The organism is Chitinophaga sp. CC14 (genome assembly GCF_048957795.1).
Classification (GTDB): domain Bacteria; phylum Bacteroidota; class Bacteroidia; order Chitinophagales; family Chitinophagaceae; genus Chitinophaga; species Chitinophaga ginsengisegetis.
In genome coordinates this window covers 683,390-704,475 of record NZ_JARBFY010000006.1, presented here as the reverse complement: position 1 = coordinate 704,475, position 21,086 = coordinate 683,390, and the positions used below count along the sequence as shown (strand labels likewise).

Here is a 21,086-nt window from a genome sequence, read left to right as displayed (position 1 = left end):
TTTATTTTTTGAGTTGGATTTGAAGATCTGTGCGGTCGTTTTTATAGGTATCCCAGTCGAATGTCCTTAAAAATTCACAGGCAGCTTTGGCGCCGAGTACGAACATGTCTATTTTATCTTTATCAGACAGGAAGAAGTTCAGCCAGTTATACTGATCGGACGACAAATCCACTTTTCCCACTCCGCGCTGATACACTTCATTTTTAAGCAGGAAATCTTTATCGTAATAGTTACGGATGGTATTAAACATGCGTCCGAAATACCCTGTGAGCGACCAGCTGAAGGCATTCTCCTGTTTGTCCGCCGGCTTGCTGTCGTCCAGGTCGATCCCAAATGATGGCAGCCTCGGCACGGTTACGTTAGCATTGAAAAAAATACTGATTGGGAAATTGGACAGGATGCCGCCATCAACGAAACGGGCGGTGGAAGGTGGTTGTGTGATGCCGAAAAATTTCTTCCATGCGTCTTTGATCCGGATATCGTCTGCCGGAATATCATTGATCATATAAGATTCAAAGAAGAGGGGGATAGACATCGACGCGCGGATGAATCCTGCGGGAGAGAGGGTATCAACATCCGTGCGGAACAGGGAACACATGGCCGGGAACTGGATCTTATTCTGGGTAACCAGTTCGGAGGCAATAAAGGTTACATCTCCCTTCAGTTCTTCCAGTCCGCTTTGATTGGGCACACGCAATTGCAGCGCCGGGCAGATGGCAGCTTTTCTATTCAGATCGCTCACTGTGGCCACCTGGTTTTCCAGCAGCAGCCGTTTGATCCAGTCATAAAAAACATCTCCCGGATTTATTCCATATCCTGAATTCTTCAGCCGTTTAAAGAGATCGATCACGTAGGAAATGCCGATGCCAAGTACCAGCGATAAAAATCCGCTGAGGATAAAACAGATGCCGGTCCATACATACAGCGCCGGGTATTTGCTGCTGAGTCCCACCAGCACCACATCTCCGGCTATCAGCAATGCAAATGCTGCCAGTACTACCAGTAGCTTATTTTTGGCTTTATCAATATAGTTTTTCCGGGTAATAAAATTTTTGATCAGCGTGCGTGCTGCAGGATGTCCATCTACCAGCGAAAAAAAATCCAGGTCGCAGATGGCCTGTAATACTTCCGCTGATTTTTTATCGGATTTATTTTTAATCACCGTCATCAGGGCGGTATTAATGGCGCCCGCGCTGGTGCCGGCCAGCCGGAGGAACCGGATACCCATTTCTTCCAGGATATAAGTATATCCCACGAGGGCAATACCAAATACGCCACCACCTTTCTGTACCAGGTTTACATATTGATGCCCTTCGGCATCCAGCACGTCAGATACAATCAGCGGTTTGCCACCACTGGCGGCAGGATCAAAGGTTTTCTTTAAACTCTCCAGCTCCTCTATCACTACGCGGTTGTGAATAAAGTCGGATACGGTTAATTTAACAGGGTTTTTCGCCGGCATAATGTTATGTATAAGGGGTATCCTTCTAAATTAATCATTTTTTTGATTTTTTTCATCCCGGGAGAAGGTTGCAGAATCGTTACTGATCGATTATATTTAGCTGTTATTATTTTCCACGTTATTCAAATTGCTGCATATGTACCGGTCGTTCCTGTTATTCATTATTGGTTGTTGCACATTCATGGGGCCTCTACGGGCACAGGAAATGTATGAAAGGGCCAACCGGTTTACCCGGTTGCTGAGTAAAGCGCAACAGGCGCAAACACTGTTTCCTTTTGACACCGGGGAGCGCTATCATTTTGCTTATGTGCCCCGCGACGACCGGAAGGGGATTTCTGTAAATGAGCTGAACCCTGCGCAGCGTAAAGCGCTCATGGCTTTGTTGAACACCGCGTTAAGCGAAGCCACGGTAAAAAAGGTGAATGATATTATGCAACTGGACCTGGTACTGAAACAGCTGGAGCACCGGGAAGAAAACGATCATTACCGCGATCCGGGTAAATACTTCCTTACCATTTTTGGCGTGCCTGCCGCTAATACTATCTGGGGCTGGCGGTTTGAAGGGCATCATGTGGCATTTAATTTTTCGGCAGATAAAAAAGAACTGGTAGCCGGCACGCCGGCTTTCCTGGGGGCTAATCCTGCTATTGTGCTGGAAGGACCGCAAAAAGATAAAGAGGTATTGAGAGAAGAAACCACGCTGGCCTTTGACCTCCTGCATGCCTTATCCCCGGCGGAGTTACAGAAGGCGCTGGTAACCACCAAAGCGCCGGCGGAAATCATTACGGGCAACAGCCGCAACGCCATGATTGCACACCCGGAAGGCATCCGTTTTAAGGAGTTGAGCGCCGCGCATCAGCAGCTGTTACTGCAACTTATTAATGTGTATGTACACCGTTTTACCAAACTGTTTGCCGATAAAATGTTAAAGGATATTCAGCAAGATGGTTTGGATAATTTGTGGTTTACATGGGCGGGAAGTACGGTACATGCGCTGGGAAACCCTTGCTACTACCGTATTCAGGGACCGGGCCTCATCATTGAATACGATAACACACAAAATAACGCCAACCATATCCATACCATTGTACGGGACCTGAAAAACGATTTTGGCGGAGATATGCTGCTGGAACATTACCGGGCGGCGCATACGAAATAATGCAGCGGATGTTGTCTTTCTCAGGATTAAACTGATTATATTGATTTTCGGGATCTGATCACTTTTGATTATAAATGATTTTGGGAGATATGAGCGAAAATTCCGCTTATATCTCCCAAAATCATTTATAAAATCCTAAAAGAAAAATCAACAAATCAGTATAATCAGTTTAATCCTGAGAAAGACAAAATCCCTGGTGGCCCCTTACCTGCTTTGGGGCTTAGCCCTTATCGCTTCCAGCTCTGCTGCCAGCGCTTTTACCTTGTCAGGATATTGCGTGGCCACATTATGCTGTTCGTTGGCATCGTTGGTCAGGTGGTAGAGTTGTGGCGCTGTATCGTTGCCCAGTTCAATATTTACATCCCGGTCGATTTTTGCGCCTTTTGAGGGCGATATATATTTCCAGTCGCCTGAAATAATGGCGAGGGTGCCGGCGTGTGTAACCAGGTAGGGGCGGTTTTGACGGGATTTGCCCAGCAGCTGTTGCAGCATGTCAAAGCTGTCCGGCGCTTCATCCGGCTGTATAGACTGACCCGTTAACCGGGCAAAGGAAGCAAAAAGGTCCAGTTGACTGATAAGTGTGCTGGACTTTTGTTTTGCTTTGATTCCGGCAGGCCACTTAACGATGAAAGGCACCCTGGCGCCGGCTTCAAAGGCGCTGTATTTGCCGCCTCTCAAAGGTCCTGCGGGATGATGGTTACCTGCCAGCGCTGCTGCCTGGTCCAGGTATCCGTCGTTTAGCACGGGACCATTGTCGCTGGAAAAAATGATGAGGGTGTTTTTGGTCAGTCCAAGGCTGTCCAGTGCTTTTACAATTTCACCTACGGTCCAGTCGAGCTGTAATATAGCGTCTCCTCTCAGGCCCATGCCGCTTTTGCCCCGGAACTGGCTATTGGGGTAGCGGGGTACATGGATATCGCCGCTGGCGAAATAGAGAAAGAATGGTTGCTGTTTATTTTTGCTGAAGAAGTCAATGGCTTTGCGGGTGATGATGCCTGCAATGTTCTCATCTTTCCAGCGGGCGCTGTTGCCGCCGCTCATCCAGCCGATCCTGCTGATGCTGTCCACGATGGTTTGGTTATGTCCCTGGTGGGGATCGGGCTGCATGCGCAGCTTTTCGGGGTTTTCCAGCCCGGTAGGATCGTTACCTATTTTATGTTTGTAATTTACTTCGATAGGATCATTGGGATCTGCATTCACCACGTGGTGATCTTCCACAAACACACAGGGCACACGGTCGAGTGTGGCGGGCATAATAAAGGAATAGGTAAATCCTGCTTCCAGCGGACCGGGGCTGATGGATTTGTTCCAATCGATCCCGGTGCCGTCGCCAAGACCCAGGTGCCACTTGCCGATAACGGCGGTCTGGTAACCGGCATCTTTCAACATGCCCGGAAGGGTGCGGCGATCCGTAGGAAGGATCAGCGAAGCATCGCCGGGGGCGATGCCGGTATTTTGTTGCCGCCACGGATATTTGCCCGTTAAGATCCCAAAACGGGAAGGAGTACACGTGGCAGAAGTAGCATATGCATTGCTGAACCGGACGCCCTGTTGCGCCAGCCGGTCGATATGCGGTGTCCGGATCTTCTTCATGCCGTAACAGCTCAGGTCTCCATATCCGAGATCATCTGCATAAATAATAACGATGTTGGGTTTTTGCTGCGCAGATACTGTTAGCGAGAGTAGACCGCATAACAATCCGGTACTGATTTTTTGAATGAAATTCGTTTTTGTCATCAGGATAATTGTTCACTTTTTAGCCCCTGATAGCGGAGGGGTACCGGCAAAGATGCGGATAAATATAGTTTTTTCCTGCTAAAAGTATGGGGTAACAGAACTGATCATGTTCTATAAATTGTGCGGTATTAAAAAATATTATATAATTTCGATGCGTTATTAATAACGGTTACAGCTGATCATCAGGCGTTACTGTTAGTTTATCCTATGAAATATAATTTATGGTTCAGCCCACCTGCAGCGCATCTGTAGCCGTTTTCAGATTATCTTATCCTATATCATTTCCAGTGAAGTTTTTATCCGTTTTCCTTTTGCTGACATGCCTCAGTGTTGTTTCTATTGCGCAAAATATTTACCAGATCCGTGCGGACAGTGTGCGGATTTACAATGTTTGTGATACGGCGGAACTGATCCTGGAGAACCGTACAAAGGATACCTCCGGGTTTTTATTCAATAAAGGGAATGGACGCACAGAGTTCAGGCGGCTGCATCTTAAAACAGTAGGAACTAATTCCCTGGCGATTCCCGGTCAGGATACCATCGATATGAGTATCTGGGGAGATGGACGTTATGATTTGAAGAGCACCAATTTCTGGACCTTAACAGATACGGTTTTCCCGGTATTTAGCCAGTGGCCGCTTAATAAAGTAGTGGGATATGAGCAATATGTTGGATCAACGGCCGACAGACCTGTACTATCTAACCAATCCTTTTTTTTACCGAGTTATCCGAATTTCTATAAGGGAATTGTTGTGCGCGATGCAAGATCGGCTTTTGAGATGACGGTAAACTGGAATGGCGAGTTGTTTGGACCCAATGGCGTGTTCTTCCGCATTAAGGACGACACCCAGTCAAAATGGAGTAATTGGCGGGAAGTGTTGTTTAAAGATTACGGCGATAAAAGCTATGTCCAGAATCAGATTGCCGTTGCCCAGCCCGGAAACATCTATCTCAACGGAACTATCAGGTCGGGCGCTGTACAGGCAGGTGTCTTCAAAACTACCGCCGGTACCAGCTTAACCGGCGTATCTCATTTTTTTATGTATAACGGGGAAGGCATCCCAAAAAACCTGAGATGGTCGCAGGGAATGATCGGTACAGAATCAGGAGCGGAGGCAGGCTCAGAATACCGCCTGTTCCGTTATTCCGATACCGGTGCTTTCCTGGGATCAGCCCTTGCGGTTGAAAGGGCTTCCGGTATTGTTACTGCGCCATCCGGCATAAAAACAAATAACCTGGCCATCAATACACCTTTTGCTTCTTCCTGGAAATTTACTGTAACAGATACGAGCAGTGTTCCCTATACACCGCTTTCTACTACCTTGCCCGGTCCGGTTGGAATGCTGGGCACCTTTTTTAATATGACGGGAATGTTTAACAGTTATGCCGGGATAGGTTTTCAGAACCTCGGGCCAACGGGTTTATATCAGGCCGTATTTTTAGGTTCAGTAGCTGCATCCGACGGCAGCGGATATACGGCCAATCTTGTTTTCGGGCAAAGAACAGCACTCAATGCTTATGCAGAACGTATGCGGATTTCCACCGCAGGATTTGTAGGCATCGGTACCAGCACCCCGGCCGCTATGCTGGATGTGGCAGGTACGGTAAGAATGGGCAGCCTGAAAAATAATGCTTTGCTTGACAGCGTATTGATGACAGACACCAACGGTAATCTCCGGATGAAAAAACTAACACCGGGTGTAATGCCGGTAAATACTGTTACCACCAATGTAACGTTGGGAGAAAATGATTGCACGGTGATCATCAATAACACGGCAGCAGTTACGGTAACATTACCTGCAGCAGCAGCCAATAAAGGCCGGATGTATTACGTCAAGAAAGTTTCCAATAATACGCTGGCAGTGACTATACAAACACAGTCCGGCGATTTGCTGGATAGCGGTACAAGTACGGCCATCACTACCTGGAATAAATGTGTACACGTGCAGAGCAATGGCCTTGCATGGTATATTCTTAATTAATCATTACTGTTATTCTATACCTGATGAAATATTTATCTATCCTGTTTTTGCTGACATGCCTCAGTGTTGTTTCCTTTGCGCAAAATATTTACCAGATCCGCGCGGACAGTGTGCGGATTTACAATGTTTGTGATACGGCGGAACTGATCCTGGAGAACCGTACACAAAACACAATGGGCTACCTGTTCAATAAGGGAAAGGGCCGTACAGAGTTTAAAAAGATCAGCTTAAAGCAGGTGGGGCCGAGCCGTATTGCTATCATCGGGCAGGATACGCTGGATGTAAGCACATTGTCTGGCGTTGGTATCGATACCATGTACCGCAATGGTAACAATATCACCTATGTTAAGAATAGCCAGGTATATAACATTCCTGCACCTTTGCCGGCAGAAACGTTGCAAAGCGTTACCGACCGTGGTTTTGTAACTACGAATGATATTCATTTCAATAAAGCCAATGCGTTTCCATCCAATGGGCTGATGTGGGGATACAATTCAGATACCTGGAAGATCTTTGTGGAATCGCAGCAGGACGACCCTTCGGGAAACCTGATTTTCCAGGCAGCAGATAATAATACGGAAGGATGGATATTCAGAAATGTAGGAGGGGGAACAAACCCTTCTACCATTTTACCGGAGGTATTGTCTATAGGGCGTTTAAGGTTTCTTTACAATGGTAATGCAGTGTGGCACGCCGGCAACCATGTTCCCGGAGTGGCGCTAACACCTGTGCTCACAGGCGCCAGTGTATTGTCAGGGTTAACCACCAACGCATCCGGGCATGTAACTGCCGCGACTACCCGTACGCTTACTCCTGCAGACATTGCAGCTGCGCCGCTGAAAGGGTCTGCGTGGTATATCCAGACGCAGCAGGATTCTGCGCAAACTGCCAACTTTTTTGTGGCGGGTACCGGATCGGTTACCAAACTGAAAACATTTAATGTGCCGGGGGAAAGTCAGTATGAACTGTATGGCGGCACCCGTGATATCCGTGATATTAAAAACAGGCGCTGGTCTTTTTCGCTGAAAGGTACTGAAGACGCTGGTTTATCAGGAAGTGATTTTTTCCTGAACCGGCATGATGCTCTTGGAAACGTGATTGATACGCCCCTCAAGGTTACCAGGAATTCAGGTGTGGTAGATATGTCGGTTGGTGGTTTTATCGCGGCCAGCTCTTCCCGGATCCGGGGTATTGGCGCTGGTAATGCCAATACTTCCTATCTCTCGTTTGTAGAAAAAGATGGTTCAACAAGATCCGGTTATGTTGGCAAGGTATCTTCCGTAAATGGAGATGTAAGCCTGTTAAGTGATAAAGGAAATATTTCGCTGGGCGCAGTGGGAGGAGGACAGTTTTTGCTGGCGCCTACTTTTCTGCGTTTGACATCCGGTGTCATCAGCCTGGTGAATACAAATTATAATGTGGTGAATTTTGATACTGCGGGTATTTCAGCTCCGGCAATGAACGTTTCAAGCATTGGTACTAAGTTACTTCTAAATAACCGTGCTACCACTACCAGCACCAATTTTGCGATTGGAGTGGATTCCGGTGCAACCTGGTTTTCTGTACCGCAATCTGTCTTAAATTATAGCTGGAAATATTATGGAGGGACTACTATGGTGAGTAGACTCACCGCACTTGGACACCAGGAATGGAATGGTCAGGGGCGATTTAAAGGCTGGCTTGCAGGAAATAATGATCCATCAACCGGGCCTGCTGCGGAGATAGGATATGCAAATAGCGCCGCAACTATGATAGGATTCGACAGAACAGCCAATACCTATATTAAGCTGAGGCTTATGGGAGGGAATACATTGAATACGCCTTTATATTTTGAGATAGATGGTACCGGGTACAAATTTACTAATCTCCCTAACGCTTCCATCCTTAGTACCGATGCCAACGGCTATCTCGTAAAAAGTCTCACAGTATCCGTTCCCACAGTTGCCAATACTGTTGTTCAGCGGGATGCCAGTGGTAACATCAATGCTACCGGGTTCCTGCAAAACTCCCGGGCGGCCTTGAAAAAAGACATCCGGGATTTCAATGAAGATGCCCTGTCGTTGCTCATGAAGGTGCAGATAAAGCAGTTTACTTATAAAGATGATCAACAGGAAAATATAAGGGTAGGAATTATTGCCGACAGCACTGACTGGCATTTTTCAACACGGCACCATGACAAATTTGATACCAACAGCTCGCTGGCCATTACCATGAAGGCATTGCAGGAGATGAACGAACAGTATCAGTTGCTGAAAAACGAAAATGAAGCCATAAAGGCAGAAAACAAAGACCTCACTAATAAACTGGAAGCGTTGCTGAAAAGAGTAGACGCCATAGAACAACAGCAGAAAAACGTTGTCTCCTTAAAATAATTCCGGAGCTGGATCTAATTAAAAGGGGCTGACCATCACTTGAAGTGCCCCTTTTAATTAGGATATTGAAAGAGCTTCAGGTTTTTTTGATCAGCCGCATCAACCGGCATTCAAATTTTTCAACGGGTTAGCGCCAACGGCGCGGATCACCTGGAAACCAACAGTAGCCAGCGCAATAAGTAATGTAAAACTACCCATAGCAATAAAGATCCACGCGCTGATACCGGTATGATAGGCAAAGCCCTGTAACCACCGGTGGATCACTATCCAGGCGAGGGGAGCGGCTGTTATAAAAGCAATGGCCACCAGTTGCAGGAACTCTTTTGAAAAGAGGGCGATGATGCTGGTCATGCCGGCGCCCAGTATTTTCCGGATTCCGATTTCCTTCATGCGTTGATGAGTAGCAATATGTGCGAGTCCGGATAAACCGGAGCAACAAATGAGCACCGATAACAATGCCGCCCAGCGGATGATCACTTTCCAGCGTTGTTCCTGTGCATATTCGCGTGCGTTCAGGTCGTTGAGGAAGCTGTAGGTGAAGGCAGTTTCCGGCAATGCCTTTTTGTATGCAGCGGACAATGCGGCCAATGAAGCCTGTTGCCTGCGCGGGTCCACTTTCATCCACACGTCGCCGCCGTACCAGCGGCTCATGATCATCACCATCGGTGCGATGCGTTCCCGCAGGGAGCCGGCATGAAAATCTTTTACCACGCCGGTGATGGTCCTCATTTCCTTATCGAAATATTCATCCGTGCGGATGGGCGTTCCAATGGGGTTTTGGAGCCCTGCCGCTTTTACAAATGCTTCGTTTACGATTACGCCATTGGACCAGTTGTCCGTGAAGTTTTGTCCTTCCAGGAGCGTGATACCCAACGTAGGTAAATAGTTTTTGTCGATCACGCGGTGAATGGCCGGGATCTCTTTATCATGGAGATGTACTGCCGTGGCGCCGCCACGGCCGCCACCAAAGGAAAGGCCGGCGATACCGGGTTCATTAACCAGTTCATTTTTGAGGATGTCCTGTACCTGCTTCAGGTCGCGATCCCCGCTGATATGCGTTACCACCACCTGTTCGGGGTGATAGCCCAGGTCTTTGGATTGCACGTAATCCATTTGCCGGTAGAACAGGGCGGTGACAAGGAGGAAGAACACTGCCAGTGAAAATTGCGTAACGATCAATATCCGTCCGGGGATATTCCTGCCAGTTAGTTGCTGAGAGCCGGAAAAGGCTTTTATGGCGCTGAACCTGGCCAGCACGTAGGCCGGGTATGCACCGGTTAATGCAATGATGAACAGCAGCAATCCTGCTGCTGCCAATCCTATTACCGGATGGGGTATTGCCTCGATGGAAATGGCTTTTCCTGCCAGTTCGTTGAATACCGGCAGTGCGGAGGCCGTCAGCAGGAAGGCCAGCAGAAGGGCTGTGGCGCAAAGCAGCGCGGACTCGGTGAGGAATTGGCTGATAATTTGTGTGCTGCTGCTGCCATTAATTTTGCGCACACCAACTTCTTTGCTTCTTTTCAGGGAGCCGGCGAGCGTAATATTGATAAAGTTAATACCGGCCATCACCAGGATAAATAGGGCGATGCCCATAAAGATCCAGGCAAACACCGGGTTGCTGCCGTTGATCACACCGCCTTCACGGTTGCCATCGGGTGAATACAGCGGATGAAGGTGAATGTCGGTAACCGGTTGCAGGCCAAACGTGAGGGTGGAATTTGTATGTGCTGCCGCTACCCGGTTTAGTTGTTGTATAACCGTATTCGTGGCGGCATCCGGCCGGGTAACCACAAATGTGCTGAGATATACATTGTTCCAGTCGGTGTCGTTAAACGACAGCTGCATAAACCGGAAGGGGAGTAATACATCAAACCGGATGGAAGAATGCAGGGGAGGGTCTTTCACTACACCGCTGATCACCAGCGGTTTTCCCAGGCGCCGGGCAGAAGGGTCTGCATCCATCCGGAGCAGTTCACCCACCACATCGGTGCGGTTAAAATATTTCAGGGCGGTACTTTCCGTAATCACGGCCGATCCTATGTCGCTGAGCGCTGTAGCAGAGTCGCCTTTGATGAGTGGAAAAGAGAAGATCCGGAAGAAGTCGGCATCCACAAACAGGAGCTGTTGTTTTAATACTTTGTTGCCGGCGATCATGTCCCCGTAAATATCTCCGCCCATCACCCGGCTGTAGGCCGTTATTTCCGGTACCTGGGCTTTGAAAGCGGGGCCGTGTAACTGCCCGGTACTGCCGGTCCGCTGCGCACTGCCACCTGGTTGGGTGATTGCGGTGGTAACGCGGTACAGATGCGGGTTCTGTTGATGAAACCTGTCGAAACTGTTTTCATCTTTCAGGTATAAAAATGCCAGCAAAACACAGCTGATACCAATGGCCAGGCCAATGATATTGATCCCTGCATACAGCTTGTTTTTCCGGTGGTGGCGAACGGCTATTTTAATGTAGTTAGCGAGCATACAGGAAGATAATATATTTTGTTGTTTGTTTATAAAAGGAGAGACAGGGCTTTATCCAGTATAAACGCCACCCGTTCCGCCACGGTGGCTTCAGGTAGCTTTACCAGCCTGTATCCCAGCCGGCTGTATACTTTTATCATGCTTTCATAGGTTTGCACGGCTTCTTTAAAAGATTGTTTACGTTCCTTATCGTGTTCATAAATGGCCATCCACGGCGGGGTGAGGAACACGGTTGGGTTAAACCGGTATAAGGTGGCGGCGCGCTCCATCTCTTCCGGAACGCGCAGCCTGCATAGCTCAAGATAACCGATGGTATCGGCAATACCCCGGTCGAAAAATACGGGGCGGCTGGTGGCCGGCTGCTCCAGGTAATCCTGCAGCGACTGCTCAAACATCAGCCGGGCAAATGCCTGCCGGTTGGCCCAGGGCAGTGCCTGTCCGCCGGCAGCTACCTGCTGCCGGATAATTTCCCGGCCCGTTTCCGGAACGGTGATATGTCCCATTTCACGCAGCGCCGCTATGATAGCGGTTTTGCCCATGCCGGGCCCACCCGTGACAATAAAAAAGTGATCTCTTACTTTTTTGTTCATCTTAATAAATTAAAAAAATAAATAATTGGATAGAGGGGAGTGGGAAGGCGTAAAAAAATATTCCGCTGACAAACGTTATAAAGTATCTTTACGGCATCTATGCTGCAGGGAGTCAAGCAATTTCTATACCGTTCAGCCGAATATCACTGGAACAACATTGTGAATGTTGGTGTGCATCCTGCTATGCCTTATATAGAATCCAGGCGCACAAAGTTATTGAATTTACTCTCATTGCCCTGTATTCCCTTTATGTTTTTTTACTGTATTTTAAATACCATCCAGGGCAGGTACATATTAGCGGCATTGAATGCTATTACTACCACTACTTCCGTACTGGTACTGATATTCCATAAAAAACGGATGTACCTCAGCGCAAGGATCGTACTTATTTGCATCAGCATCCTGATCTATACTTTTACCGGTGTTTATTTTCATAACGGAGCGGAATACTTCTTACTGAACATTCTTTTTATCGTGATCCTGATCTACGACAATAAGTGGATAGTGGGCAGCCTGAGTGTATTGGTGATCGCGGCTTTTATGCTGATCGTATTTATGCCGCGGTCGTGGTACCTGGCGCCGCCGGTGCCGGTGGAAAGGGTGTGGTTTAATGTGGCCGTCGCGTTGGCGTTTGTAGTGGTGGCACTTAGTTTTTTTAAGTATATCCAGTCGGATTACCAGCGGGAAATTGAGCAGCAGCGACAAACGCTGGTGTCGATGAACAAGGATAAAGAAAAACTTTTCTCTATTGTGGCGCATGATATCCGCAGCCCGCTGGCTACGCTGGAAAGCCTGCTGGACATGTTCCGGAAAGGACAATATCCCCGTGATGATATGGAAGAGGCGGCGGATGTACTGCACAAAAAAGTGGCGCAGCTGGGCGTTACGCTCGATAATGTATTGCGCTGGAGCACCCGTAGCATGAAAGGCATTCAAACCCGGCCCCGGCATTTTTTACTGGCGCCGGTAGTAACGGAAGTGCTTCATTTTTTTGAACTGATCATACAGCAAAAACAGATCACCGTAGAATTGCAGATACCCGTATCCACGGCTTTGTATGCGGACCGCGACCAGGTGTCGGTAATTCTTCGCAACCTTTTCAGCAATGCGCTGAAGTTTAGTTATACCGGCGGGCAGATTGAAGTAAAAGCGCAGATAACAGATGAAGTGGTGATTACGATTACGGATCACGGTATGGGCATGTCGCCGCAGCAACTCAGTACGCTGTTCACTTCCCACCAGCATCCGGGATATGGTACAGATGGTGAGCGTGGCACAGGACTCGGGCTATTGCTTTGCAGGGAATTTGCGGAACAGAATGGCGGTGTGATTAAAGTAACAAGTTTGCGGGAAAGCGGCACCAGCTTTACCCTGCTTTTTGTAAAAGGCGATTTTTCCCCGGAAGACGAGGCCGCTTTCAATTAGCTATTATTGCAGGGCTTCCTGCATGCGTATGATATGCTCCCGGTTAGTAAGTCCCCATTGATCAATGGCGGCTACTAGCGGCAGTATACTTTCCCCGGTGGCCGTGAGGTAATATTCCACTTTCAGCGGCGTACCGGGAAAAATCTTTTTACATACCATTCCGTATTCTTCCAGTTCGCGCAGCTGCATATTGATCACTCTCGGCGCGGCGCTGCTGATAGCGGTGTGCAGCTCGCTGGGCCTGCGAACACCTTTGCTGATGCTGTCCAGTATACAGGCTTTCCATTTGCCGCTTAGTACCTTCATGCTCACATTAATACCGCATTCCAGGTCTTCAGGTATTTTTCTCTCGTACATATACAGGTAATTATCCTACAATTTTAAAGAATTATTGGCGGACAGGGAATAAAGATTCCCGCAGGGAATAATTTTTCCCTTATTTTTTCTCTGCGCCATTCTGTGGAAGTTTGTGTCATAAAATTTGAATGTATGACACAAAAGATTAACAAAGGAAGCGCGGTCACCGTTATCGGCTTAGGCGCTATGGGTATTACACTGGCGCAGCTTTTACTGGCAGCAGGATACAAAGTAACCGTATGGAACCGCAGCCCGGAAAAAGCAGCAGCGCTTGTTGCTGAAGGAGCAGTGCTGGCGCCGGATGCAGCATCGGCCATTGCTGCAAGCCCGGTTACCGTTATCTGCGTATACAACCACACCGCTACATTGGCAATACTTGATACGCCCGCAGTAAGAAGCGTGATCTCCGGCCGTACCTTATTACAGCTTACTACTATCAGTCCGGCGGAAGCCCGCTTTACCGCCGCCTGGGCAAAGGATAACGGTGCCGCCTATATGAATGGCGCCATCCAGGCAGCTCCGTCACAAATGGGCCGTCCGGATACGCCGATCCTGGTTTCAGGAGAAGAAGCCACCTACACGCTGCTCACGCCCGTGCTACAGGTATTTGGCGGCGGCATCTCTTACCTGGGCGCGGCTATCGGCGCAGCCCCTACAATGGACCTGGCCACGCTGTCGTATATCTACGGATCGGTGATCGGCTTCCTGCATGGGGTAAGGATCAGTGAGTCGGAGGGACTGGGAGTAGATCAGTATGCCGCTATTGTAGCAGGTATTACGCCCACGTTTGGCGACTTCCTCCAACATGAGGGCAATATGATCCATACCAACAGCTTCCAGGTAACGGAAAGCCCTATGCGTATTTCTATTGAAGCTACCGCGCGGCTGGAAGCAACCGCCCGTGAAGCCGGTATCAATGCGGCTTTTCCGGCCTTTGCTTCGGCGCTGTTTAAGAAAGCGGCAGCTGCGGGTTATGAAGATGAAGAAGTGGCGGCGCTGATCAAAGTGATGCGCGATCCTGCCTGAGCTGGATTTTGTTTTATATTTGCCTTCTAAACAAGGCATTATGCATATCCTGGTGATTGAAGATGAGCAACGGGTGGCGGAGATGATCAGAAAAGGATTGGAAGAACAGGGCTTCCGGATCACGCTGGCCTATGATGGTGAGATGGGAAAGAAGCTGGCCCTGAACAGCTCCTTCGATCTCATCATTATGGATATCATCCTGCCAAAGATCAACGGACTGGATCTGTGCAAACAGATCAGGAGCGTGTTGCCGGATTGCCCCATTATTATGCTCACCGCCCTCGGCACTACAGACGATAAAGTGGAAGGCTTTGATGCCGGCGCCAACGATTACCTGGTGAAGCCGTTCGACTTCAGGGAACTGCACGCCCGTATCCGCGCACTGATAAAGCGGAACCGGGCCGGTAATACTTTCAACCAGGGATTCCTGCTGCGCTTCGCGGATATGGAAATGAACCTGCAAACAAAAATTGTGAAAAGGGAAGATGTAGTGATAGACCTGACCCCAAAGGAATTCCGGCTGCTGGAATACATGATGAAAAACCCGGAACGCGTATTATCCAGGACAGAGATCGCAGAAAAAGTATGGGACACCTTTGATTCCGGCACCAATTTTATTGATGTATATATTAATTATCTTAGGAAAAAGATAGACAAAAATTTTCCCACAAAGCTTATTCACACCCGCTCCGGAATGGGCTTTATATTTAAGGCAGAGTGAAAATAAGAACCCGGCTCATATTGTTGTTCATGGTACTCTTCGGGGTATTGCTGCTCGCATTTGCGGTGTTTATTTATATTTTTTCTGCCGGTAATCAGAAAGATGAATACTATGATCACCTGAAAAGGGAAGCGATCACCAAAGCCAATATGCTCCTGGACGCACGGGTACCACCGGCTGTTTTACAGCTTATCTATAAAAATGCCAACAACGATTTGTTTGAAGAAGAAGTAGCCATTTATGATACTGCTTTCCACCTGCAATATCATGATGCGGTGGATATAGATAAAGTAAAAGAAACACCGGAGATGATCAACCGCATTATCCAACAACAGGAAATCAGGTTTGAACAGGGTACATTACAGGTGGTTGGTTTCCTCTATGCACACCAGGGACGCCACTATGTAATTACTGCTGCAGCTACGGATAAGTATGGGCTGCAACGCCTGCAGGGATTGAAATACAGCCTCATCTTTTCTTATATCGGTATCATCGGTTTAACCATCATTGCCGGGTACTTTTTTGTAGGGAGGGCATTGAAACCGGTAGAGAAAATGGTGGACAAAGTAGAAGAGATCACCGCTACCAATCTCGATTTACGGGTACCCGTACAAAATGAAAAAGACGAAATAGGGGAACTGGCTACCACGTTTAATAAAATGCTGGACCGGCTGGAAAACTCCTTTGATGCCCAGAAGTATTTTGTCAGCAATATCTCTCATGAACTACGTACCCCTTTATCCACTATTGTGGGAGAATTGCAGATTGCATTGATCAAGGACAGGTCCGCACCGGAATATAAAGAAGTGATCCGGCTGGCGCTTACTGATGCCCAACGCCTGGTAAAGCTCTCCAACGGCCTGCTGGATCTGGCAAAGGCCAGTTACGACCAAACGGAAATAGGCCGCAAAGCATTACGCACAGACGAATTACTGATGGATGCCCGTGATACCGTGATCCGGTCAAACGAAGGGTACCAGGTAGATATACAATTTGAACAGGAAATTGAAGATGATGATTTTATTTCAGTGAACGGGAATGAATACCTGTTGAAAGTAGCGTTTGTGAACCTGATGGAAAATGCGTGTAAGTTCTCTGCCAATCACCAGTGTATAGTGACTATTAATTACCACGGACGCGTTGTTATACTCCGGTTTACCGACAATGGCATCGGCATATCCGCCACCGATCTTCCCAATATCTTCTCTGCATTTTACCGCGGCGCCAACCAGGATTTTACCCCGGGAAATGGTATCGGTCTTTCTTTAACCCAAAAGATCCTCGCCATGCACCAGGGCACTATCAGCGTTACTTCCCGTATGGATGAAGGCAGTACCTTTACGGTGGAAATACCGCACCTGTAGCGCTCTAATAAATTTCTAATAAAATTCTGTTCCCTTTCTAACGAGCCTTTCTATAAGGCCGGCCTACCTTTGCAGCGCATTAAAACAACAATGATGATGGACGCTGGTCCGGAACGTTACTTTATTTCTTCATCTCCTGCCTGATGTCATAGCGCTGCTGTGTTGTCAGCAGGTAAACTATAGCGCTGTGTTATACTTATTAAAAAGATTCCTTGCCATGGGCTTACTGGGTGCAACTGCCTGTCATACTGTAAACCGGGAGCCAGCCGCCGCCGCTGCAATCACCAGCGCCGATACCATCACCCTGCCACCGGCGCTGGCCGGCAAGGTGAAAATTTCCACGGTGGGAAGTACGGCTTATCAAAAACAGATTACTACCGCCGGCACCATAAAAGTGATTCCTACAAAGTATGCAGAAATAACGCCGCCCTTTGAAGGAAGAGTCACAAAATCCTTTCTGCAGCTGGGCATGAAAACCACGCCGGATATGCCGTTGTTTGAAATCAGTTCTCCCGGTTTTATGGAAGCCCAGAAAACATTTTTCCAGGAAAAGGCGCAGCTGGAGCAGGCCCGCAAAACCTGCAAACGCCAGCAGGACCTGGTGGATAACGGCGTAGGTACACAGAAAGACCTGGAAGAAGCACAAACCGCCCTGGCGGTAGCGCAAAAGGAATATGATAATGCACAGATGGGCATCCGTCTCTTTAAAGCCAATCCCGGTACACTGGTACTCGGACAGCCCCTGGTAGTAAGAGCGCCGGTAGCCGGCGAGGTAATTGCCAACAAAGTAATACTGGGGCAATACATAAAGGAGGACGCCGGCAGTGTAGCCACCATCGCAGATGTATCTGCCCTGTGGATCGCCGGCCAGGTAAAAGAGAAAGATATCCGCTTTCTTCATACCGGCGATGAATGCCATATTGAGGTAGCCGCTTTACCCGGCGTAACCCTTACCGGGAAAGTGTATCATATTAGTGCACTGGTAGATGAAGACACCCGCAGTATAGAAGTGCTGATCAGTGTACAAAATAACAACCGCGTGCTGAAACCCGGTATGTACGTAACCGTTAGTTTCTCCGGGCAGCCGGAAACCGCTTTACAGATCCCGCTTACAGCCCTGCTGCAAAACGGTGATATGCCCGCGGTATGGGTGGCCGCTGCCAACGGACAGTTTATAAAACGCAGCATTACTACTAATGGCGCCAACGGTCCGCAGGTGATTGTTACGGCAGGCTTACACGAAGGCGAGCGGATTATTTCTGAAGGCGCCTTCTATCTCTCCGGTACCAAATAACTACGCTTTTATTTCAACAGGATTTTATGAAGAAATTAATATCAGCCGCTATTCAGAAGCGCTGGCTGTTTGTTGCATTGTTCGTGCTGCTGGCGCTGTTCGGTTATTATTCCTGGAAACAGCTGGCACTCGAGGCTTACCCGGATATTGCCGACGTTACCTCGCAGGTGGTAACACAGGTGCCGGGGCTCGCTGCCGAAGAGGTAGAACAACAAATTACGGTGCCCGTAGAACGTGCGCTCAACGGTATGCCCGGCATGCATGTGATGAGAAGCAAAAGCACCTTTGGCTTATCAGTGATCACCATTGTTTTTGAAGACGGGATGGAAGACTACTGGGCGCGGCAACGGATCACAGAACGGCTGGGAGATGTAGAACTGCCGTATAACGCCAAACCCGGACTGGACCCGCTTACTTCACCCATCGGGGAAATATACCGGTATATTATTGAAAGCAATAATCATGATCTGAAAACGATCACGGACCTGCAAAATTATACCATCATTCCACGCATCAAACAGGTAGCGGGTGTAGCAGATGTAACTAACTTTGGCGGGATCACCGCGCAATACCAGGTGGAAATTGATCCGCAGAAGATGGAACAGTACCATGTTTCCCTCGCAGACGTGCAAACCGCTATCAGTAACAACAATGCCAACAACGGCGGCAGTGTGCTCACCATGGGAGATCTCGGCTATGTGGTGCGCGGTATCGGGCTGGTGAAAACACTGGAAAGTCTTGGTGATGTAGTAGTAAAATCGGTGAACGGTGTACCCGTATTCCTGAAGGACCTGGGCCAACTGAAACTGGGCAACCTGGAACGCAAAGGCATCCTGGGCTATACCGACCGGCGCGTGAACTACTCCGAAGGCGACGAAGGAATTGTATTGCTGCTGAAAGGACAAAACCCTTCCGTGGTGCTGGAAGGTATTCACGCCGCGGTGGATGACCTGAACCGGCATATCCTGCCGGAAGGCGTGAGCATCCGTCCGTATCTCGACCGTACACAACTCATCGACAACACGCTTCATACGGTGTCGCATACACTATTGGAAGGCATCGGGCTGGTGATAGCAGTGTTGATTATATTCCTGGGAAACTGGCGCGGGGCGCTGATTGTAGCCATTACTATTCCGCTGGCATTGCTCATTGCTTTTATTGGGATGTACTTTACGCATATTCCCGCTAACCTGTTATCATTGGGCGCTATTGACTTTGGGATCATCGTAGACGGCGCCATTGTAATGATGGAAGCCATCCTGAAAAAACGCGAAGATGATCCGGAAGCGGAGCTGGCCGAGTTAACCATTGCACAGAAGGCTACGCTGGTAGCAAGACCGGTACTGTTTTCCACCATCATTATTATTACGGCTTACCTGCCATTGTTTTCTTTTGAAAGAGTAGAACGCAAGCTGTTTACACCGATGGCATTTACTGTTGGATATGCGCTGCTGGGCGCGCTGGCCGTGGCGTTGCTGCTCATACCCGGACTGGCATTTGCCGTATACCGCAAGCCCCGTAAGCTGTATCATAACAGGTGGCTGGACCGGTTGGCCAATACTTACAAGCATCGCCTGGAACAGCTCATGAGCAGACCAAAGCGGGTATTCATTCCGCTGGCGCTGGTGCTCACAGGCGCCATCGTGTTGTCTGTTACCGTTGGCAAGGATTTTCTGCCGCCACTGGATGAAGGCACCATCTGGCTGCAGGTACAGCTGCCGCCGGGTATTTCACTGCAACGTTCAAAAGAAATGAGCGACAGCCTGCGGCAACATACCATGAAATATGAAGAGGTAACGTATGTGATGGTGCAGGCTGGCCGTAACGATGATGGCACCGACCCGTGGACGGCCTCTCACTTTGAATGCAGCATTGGGCTGAAGCCTTACCGTGAGTGGAAGCGGGGAAGAACAAAAGCAGACCTTATCAACGATCTGGCGCTGGAATACGCTACCATGCCGGGCTACAGCGTTGGGTTCAGTCAGCCTATGATCGATGGGGTGATGGATAAAATTTCCGGTGCGCACAGTGAGCTGGTCGTAAAAGTATACGGCGATGATTTTAAAGAAACACGCCGTATTGCAGATGAAATAGCTGCTACTTTAAAACAGGTAAAAGGCGCTGCCGACGTAGCTATCGACCAGGAGCCGCCTTTGCCGCAGTTGCAGATCACTGTAGACAGGGACGCCCTTGCAAGGTATGGCCTCAATGTAAGTGATGTGGGAGAACTGATAGAAGTGGCTATTGGCGGCAAGGCGGTGTCGCAGGTGTTTGCAGGCAACAAAGTATTTGATGTAACCTGCCGGTATGCGGAAACCAGCCGGGACACACCGGAGAAGATCGCCGGCCTGATGCTCACTTCCGCCACCGGTGCTAAGATACCACTGGCGCAGGTAGCCACCGTAAAAACCGCTGCCGGCGAAAGTACCATCACCCGCGAATGGAATAAGCGGCACCTGACCGTGAAGCTGAACCTACGGGGAAACGACCTCACCGCATTTCTCGCCGACGCACGGCAGCAGATAGAAAAACAGGTACAATATGACCACGCGAAATACACTGTTAAATGGGGGGGCCAGTTTGAGAATCAGCGCCGCGCGTATAGTAAGCTGCTCGTCGTAGTGCCGTTGGCGTTAGCCATCATGTTTTTACTGCTTTACAGCGCTTTCGGAAAATTCCGGCAGGCGGGGCTGATCCTGGGCGTAGTGCCATTGGCATTGTTTGGGGGCATGCTGGCGCTAAATGTCCGCGGGATGACGCTTAATGTATCCTCTGCTGTGGGTTTCATCGCGTTGTTTGGGGTAGCAGTGCAGAATGGAGTGATCCTGGTATCGCAGATCAACGACCTGCGTAAGCAGGGATACGGGTTGATGAATGCCGTGATCGATGGCGCCCGTAACCGTTTCCGGCCGGTATTGATGACGGCCTCCGTTGCAGCGCTGGGGTTACTGCCGGCTTCTTTTGCCACGGGCATAGGGTCTGATGTGCAGCGGCCGCTGGCTACCGTAATCGTATATGGGTTACTGTTAGCTACCGTGATTACCTTATTTGTATTGCCGGCCCTGTATTATCTCATGGAAAGAAAATGGAGTGCTTCACCCGCAGAATAAATAAATTATGCAGTT

Annotated in this window: 14 protein-coding genes; 9 read left to right on the top strand and 5 right to left on the bottom strand. The window is 48.8% G+C overall.

Annotation, left to right across the window (positions count from 1 at the left end):
• Position 1 precedes the first annotated feature (1 nt).
• The gene (locus tag PV783_RS33275; RefSeq protein ID WP_079472352.1) at positions 2 to 1,462 is read right to left on the bottom strand and encodes a patatin-like phospholipase family protein; all 1,461 of its coding nucleotides are present in this window, start codon (positions 1,460 to 1,462) and stop codon (positions 2 to 4) included.
• A 136-nt stretch (positions 1,463 to 1,598) separates the two neighbouring features.
• On the opposite strand from PV783_RS33275, the gene PV783_RS33270 reads away from it, so the two are divergent.
• On the top strand, positions 1,599 to 2,621 hold the full coding sequence (locus tag PV783_RS33270; RefSeq protein WP_420991038.1) for a DUF3500 domain-containing protein: 1,023 nt from the start codon (positions 1,599 to 1,601) through the stop codon (positions 2,619 to 2,621).
• 204 nt (positions 2,622 to 2,825) lie between these two features.
• On the opposite strand, the gene PV783_RS33265 is transcribed toward PV783_RS33270, so the two are convergent.
• The gene (locus PV783_RS33265; RefSeq protein ID WP_420991037.1) at positions 2,826 to 4,358 is read right to left on the bottom strand and encodes a sulfatase family protein; all 1,533 of its coding nucleotides are present in this window, start codon (positions 4,356 to 4,358) and stop codon (positions 2,826 to 2,828) included.
• Positions 4,359 to 4,645: 287 nt separating this feature from the next.
• On the opposite strand from PV783_RS33265, the gene PV783_RS33260 reads away from it, so the two are divergent.
• Complete coding sequence (locus PV783_RS33260) at positions 4,646 to 6,340, top strand: hypothetical protein (protein ID WP_420991036.1); 1,695 nt, start codon at positions 4,646 to 4,648, stop codon at positions 6,338 to 6,340.
• A 23-nt stretch (positions 6,341 to 6,363) separates the two neighbouring features.
• Positions 6,364 to 8,712, top strand: coding sequence for a tail fiber domain-containing protein (locus PV783_RS33255; protein ID WP_420991035.1), 2,349 nt, complete (start codon positions 6,364 to 6,366; stop codon positions 8,710 to 8,712).
• A gap of 99 nt (positions 8,713 to 8,811) precedes the next feature.
• Here PV783_RS33255 and PV783_RS33250 read toward each other — a convergent pair whose 3' ends face one another.
• Together PV783_RS33250 and PV783_RS33245 are read right to left on the bottom strand one after the other, a co-directional pair.
• Positions 8,812 to 11,184: an ABC transporter permease gene (locus PV783_RS33250; protein WP_420991034.1), complete on the bottom strand. Its 2,373-nt coding sequence runs from the start codon at positions 11,182 to 11,184 to the stop codon at positions 8,812 to 8,814.
• Positions 11,185 to 11,213: 29 nt separating this feature from the next.
• Positions 11,214 to 11,774 (bottom strand): AAA family ATPase, encoded by a 561-nt coding sequence (locus PV783_RS33245; protein ID WP_420991033.1) that lies wholly within the window; start codon positions 11,772 to 11,774, stop codon positions 11,214 to 11,216.
• A 99-nt stretch (positions 11,775 to 11,873) separates the two neighbouring features.
• On the opposite strand from PV783_RS33245, the gene PV783_RS33240 reads away from it, so the two are divergent.
• Positions 11,874 to 13,199 (top strand): sensor histidine kinase, encoded by a 1,326-nt coding sequence (locus tag PV783_RS33240; RefSeq protein WP_420991032.1) that lies wholly within the window; start codon positions 11,874 to 11,876, stop codon positions 13,197 to 13,199.
• A 3-nt stretch (positions 13,200 to 13,202) separates the two neighbouring features.
• On the opposite strand, the gene PV783_RS33235 is transcribed toward PV783_RS33240, so the two are convergent.
• Positions 13,203 to 13,556: a winged helix-turn-helix transcriptional regulator gene (locus PV783_RS33235; protein WP_420991031.1), complete on the bottom strand. Its 354-nt coding sequence runs from the start codon at positions 13,554 to 13,556 to the stop codon at positions 13,203 to 13,205.
• Between the two features lie 132 nt (positions 13,557 to 13,688).
• On the opposite strand from PV783_RS33235, the gene PV783_RS33230 reads away from it, so the two are divergent.
• The 5 genes from PV783_RS33230 to PV783_RS33210 all read left to right on the top strand — a co-directional run bounded on the left by PV783_RS33230 (position 13,689) and on the right by PV783_RS33210 (position 21,071).
• On the top strand, positions 13,689 to 14,582 hold the full coding sequence (locus tag PV783_RS33230; protein WP_420991030.1) for an NAD(P)-dependent oxidoreductase: 894 nt from the start codon (positions 13,689 to 13,691) through the stop codon (positions 14,580 to 14,582).
• Positions 14,583 to 14,622: 40 nt separating this feature from the next.
• Positions 14,623 to 15,303, top strand: coding sequence for a response regulator transcription factor (locus tag PV783_RS33225; protein WP_420991029.1), 681 nt, complete (start codon positions 14,623 to 14,625; stop codon positions 15,301 to 15,303).
• On the top strand, positions 15,300 to 16,667 hold the full coding sequence (locus PV783_RS33220; RefSeq protein ID WP_420991028.1) for an ATP-binding protein: 1,368 nt from the start codon (positions 15,300 to 15,302) through the stop codon (positions 16,665 to 16,667). The genes PV783_RS33225 and PV783_RS33220 overlap by 4 nt, the downstream gene beginning before the upstream one ends.
• Positions 16,668 to 16,854: 187 nt before the next feature.
• Complete coding sequence (locus PV783_RS33215; protein WP_420991027.1) at positions 16,855 to 17,961, top strand: efflux RND transporter periplasmic adaptor subunit; 1,107 nt, start codon at positions 16,855 to 16,857, stop codon at positions 17,959 to 17,961.
• A 26-nt stretch (positions 17,962 to 17,987) separates the two neighbouring features.
• Complete coding sequence (locus PV783_RS33210; RefSeq protein WP_420991026.1) at positions 17,988 to 21,071, top strand: efflux RND transporter permease subunit; 3,084 nt, start codon at positions 17,988 to 17,990, stop codon at positions 21,069 to 21,071.
• The last annotated feature ends 15 nt before the right edge of the window (positions 21,072 to 21,086 follow it).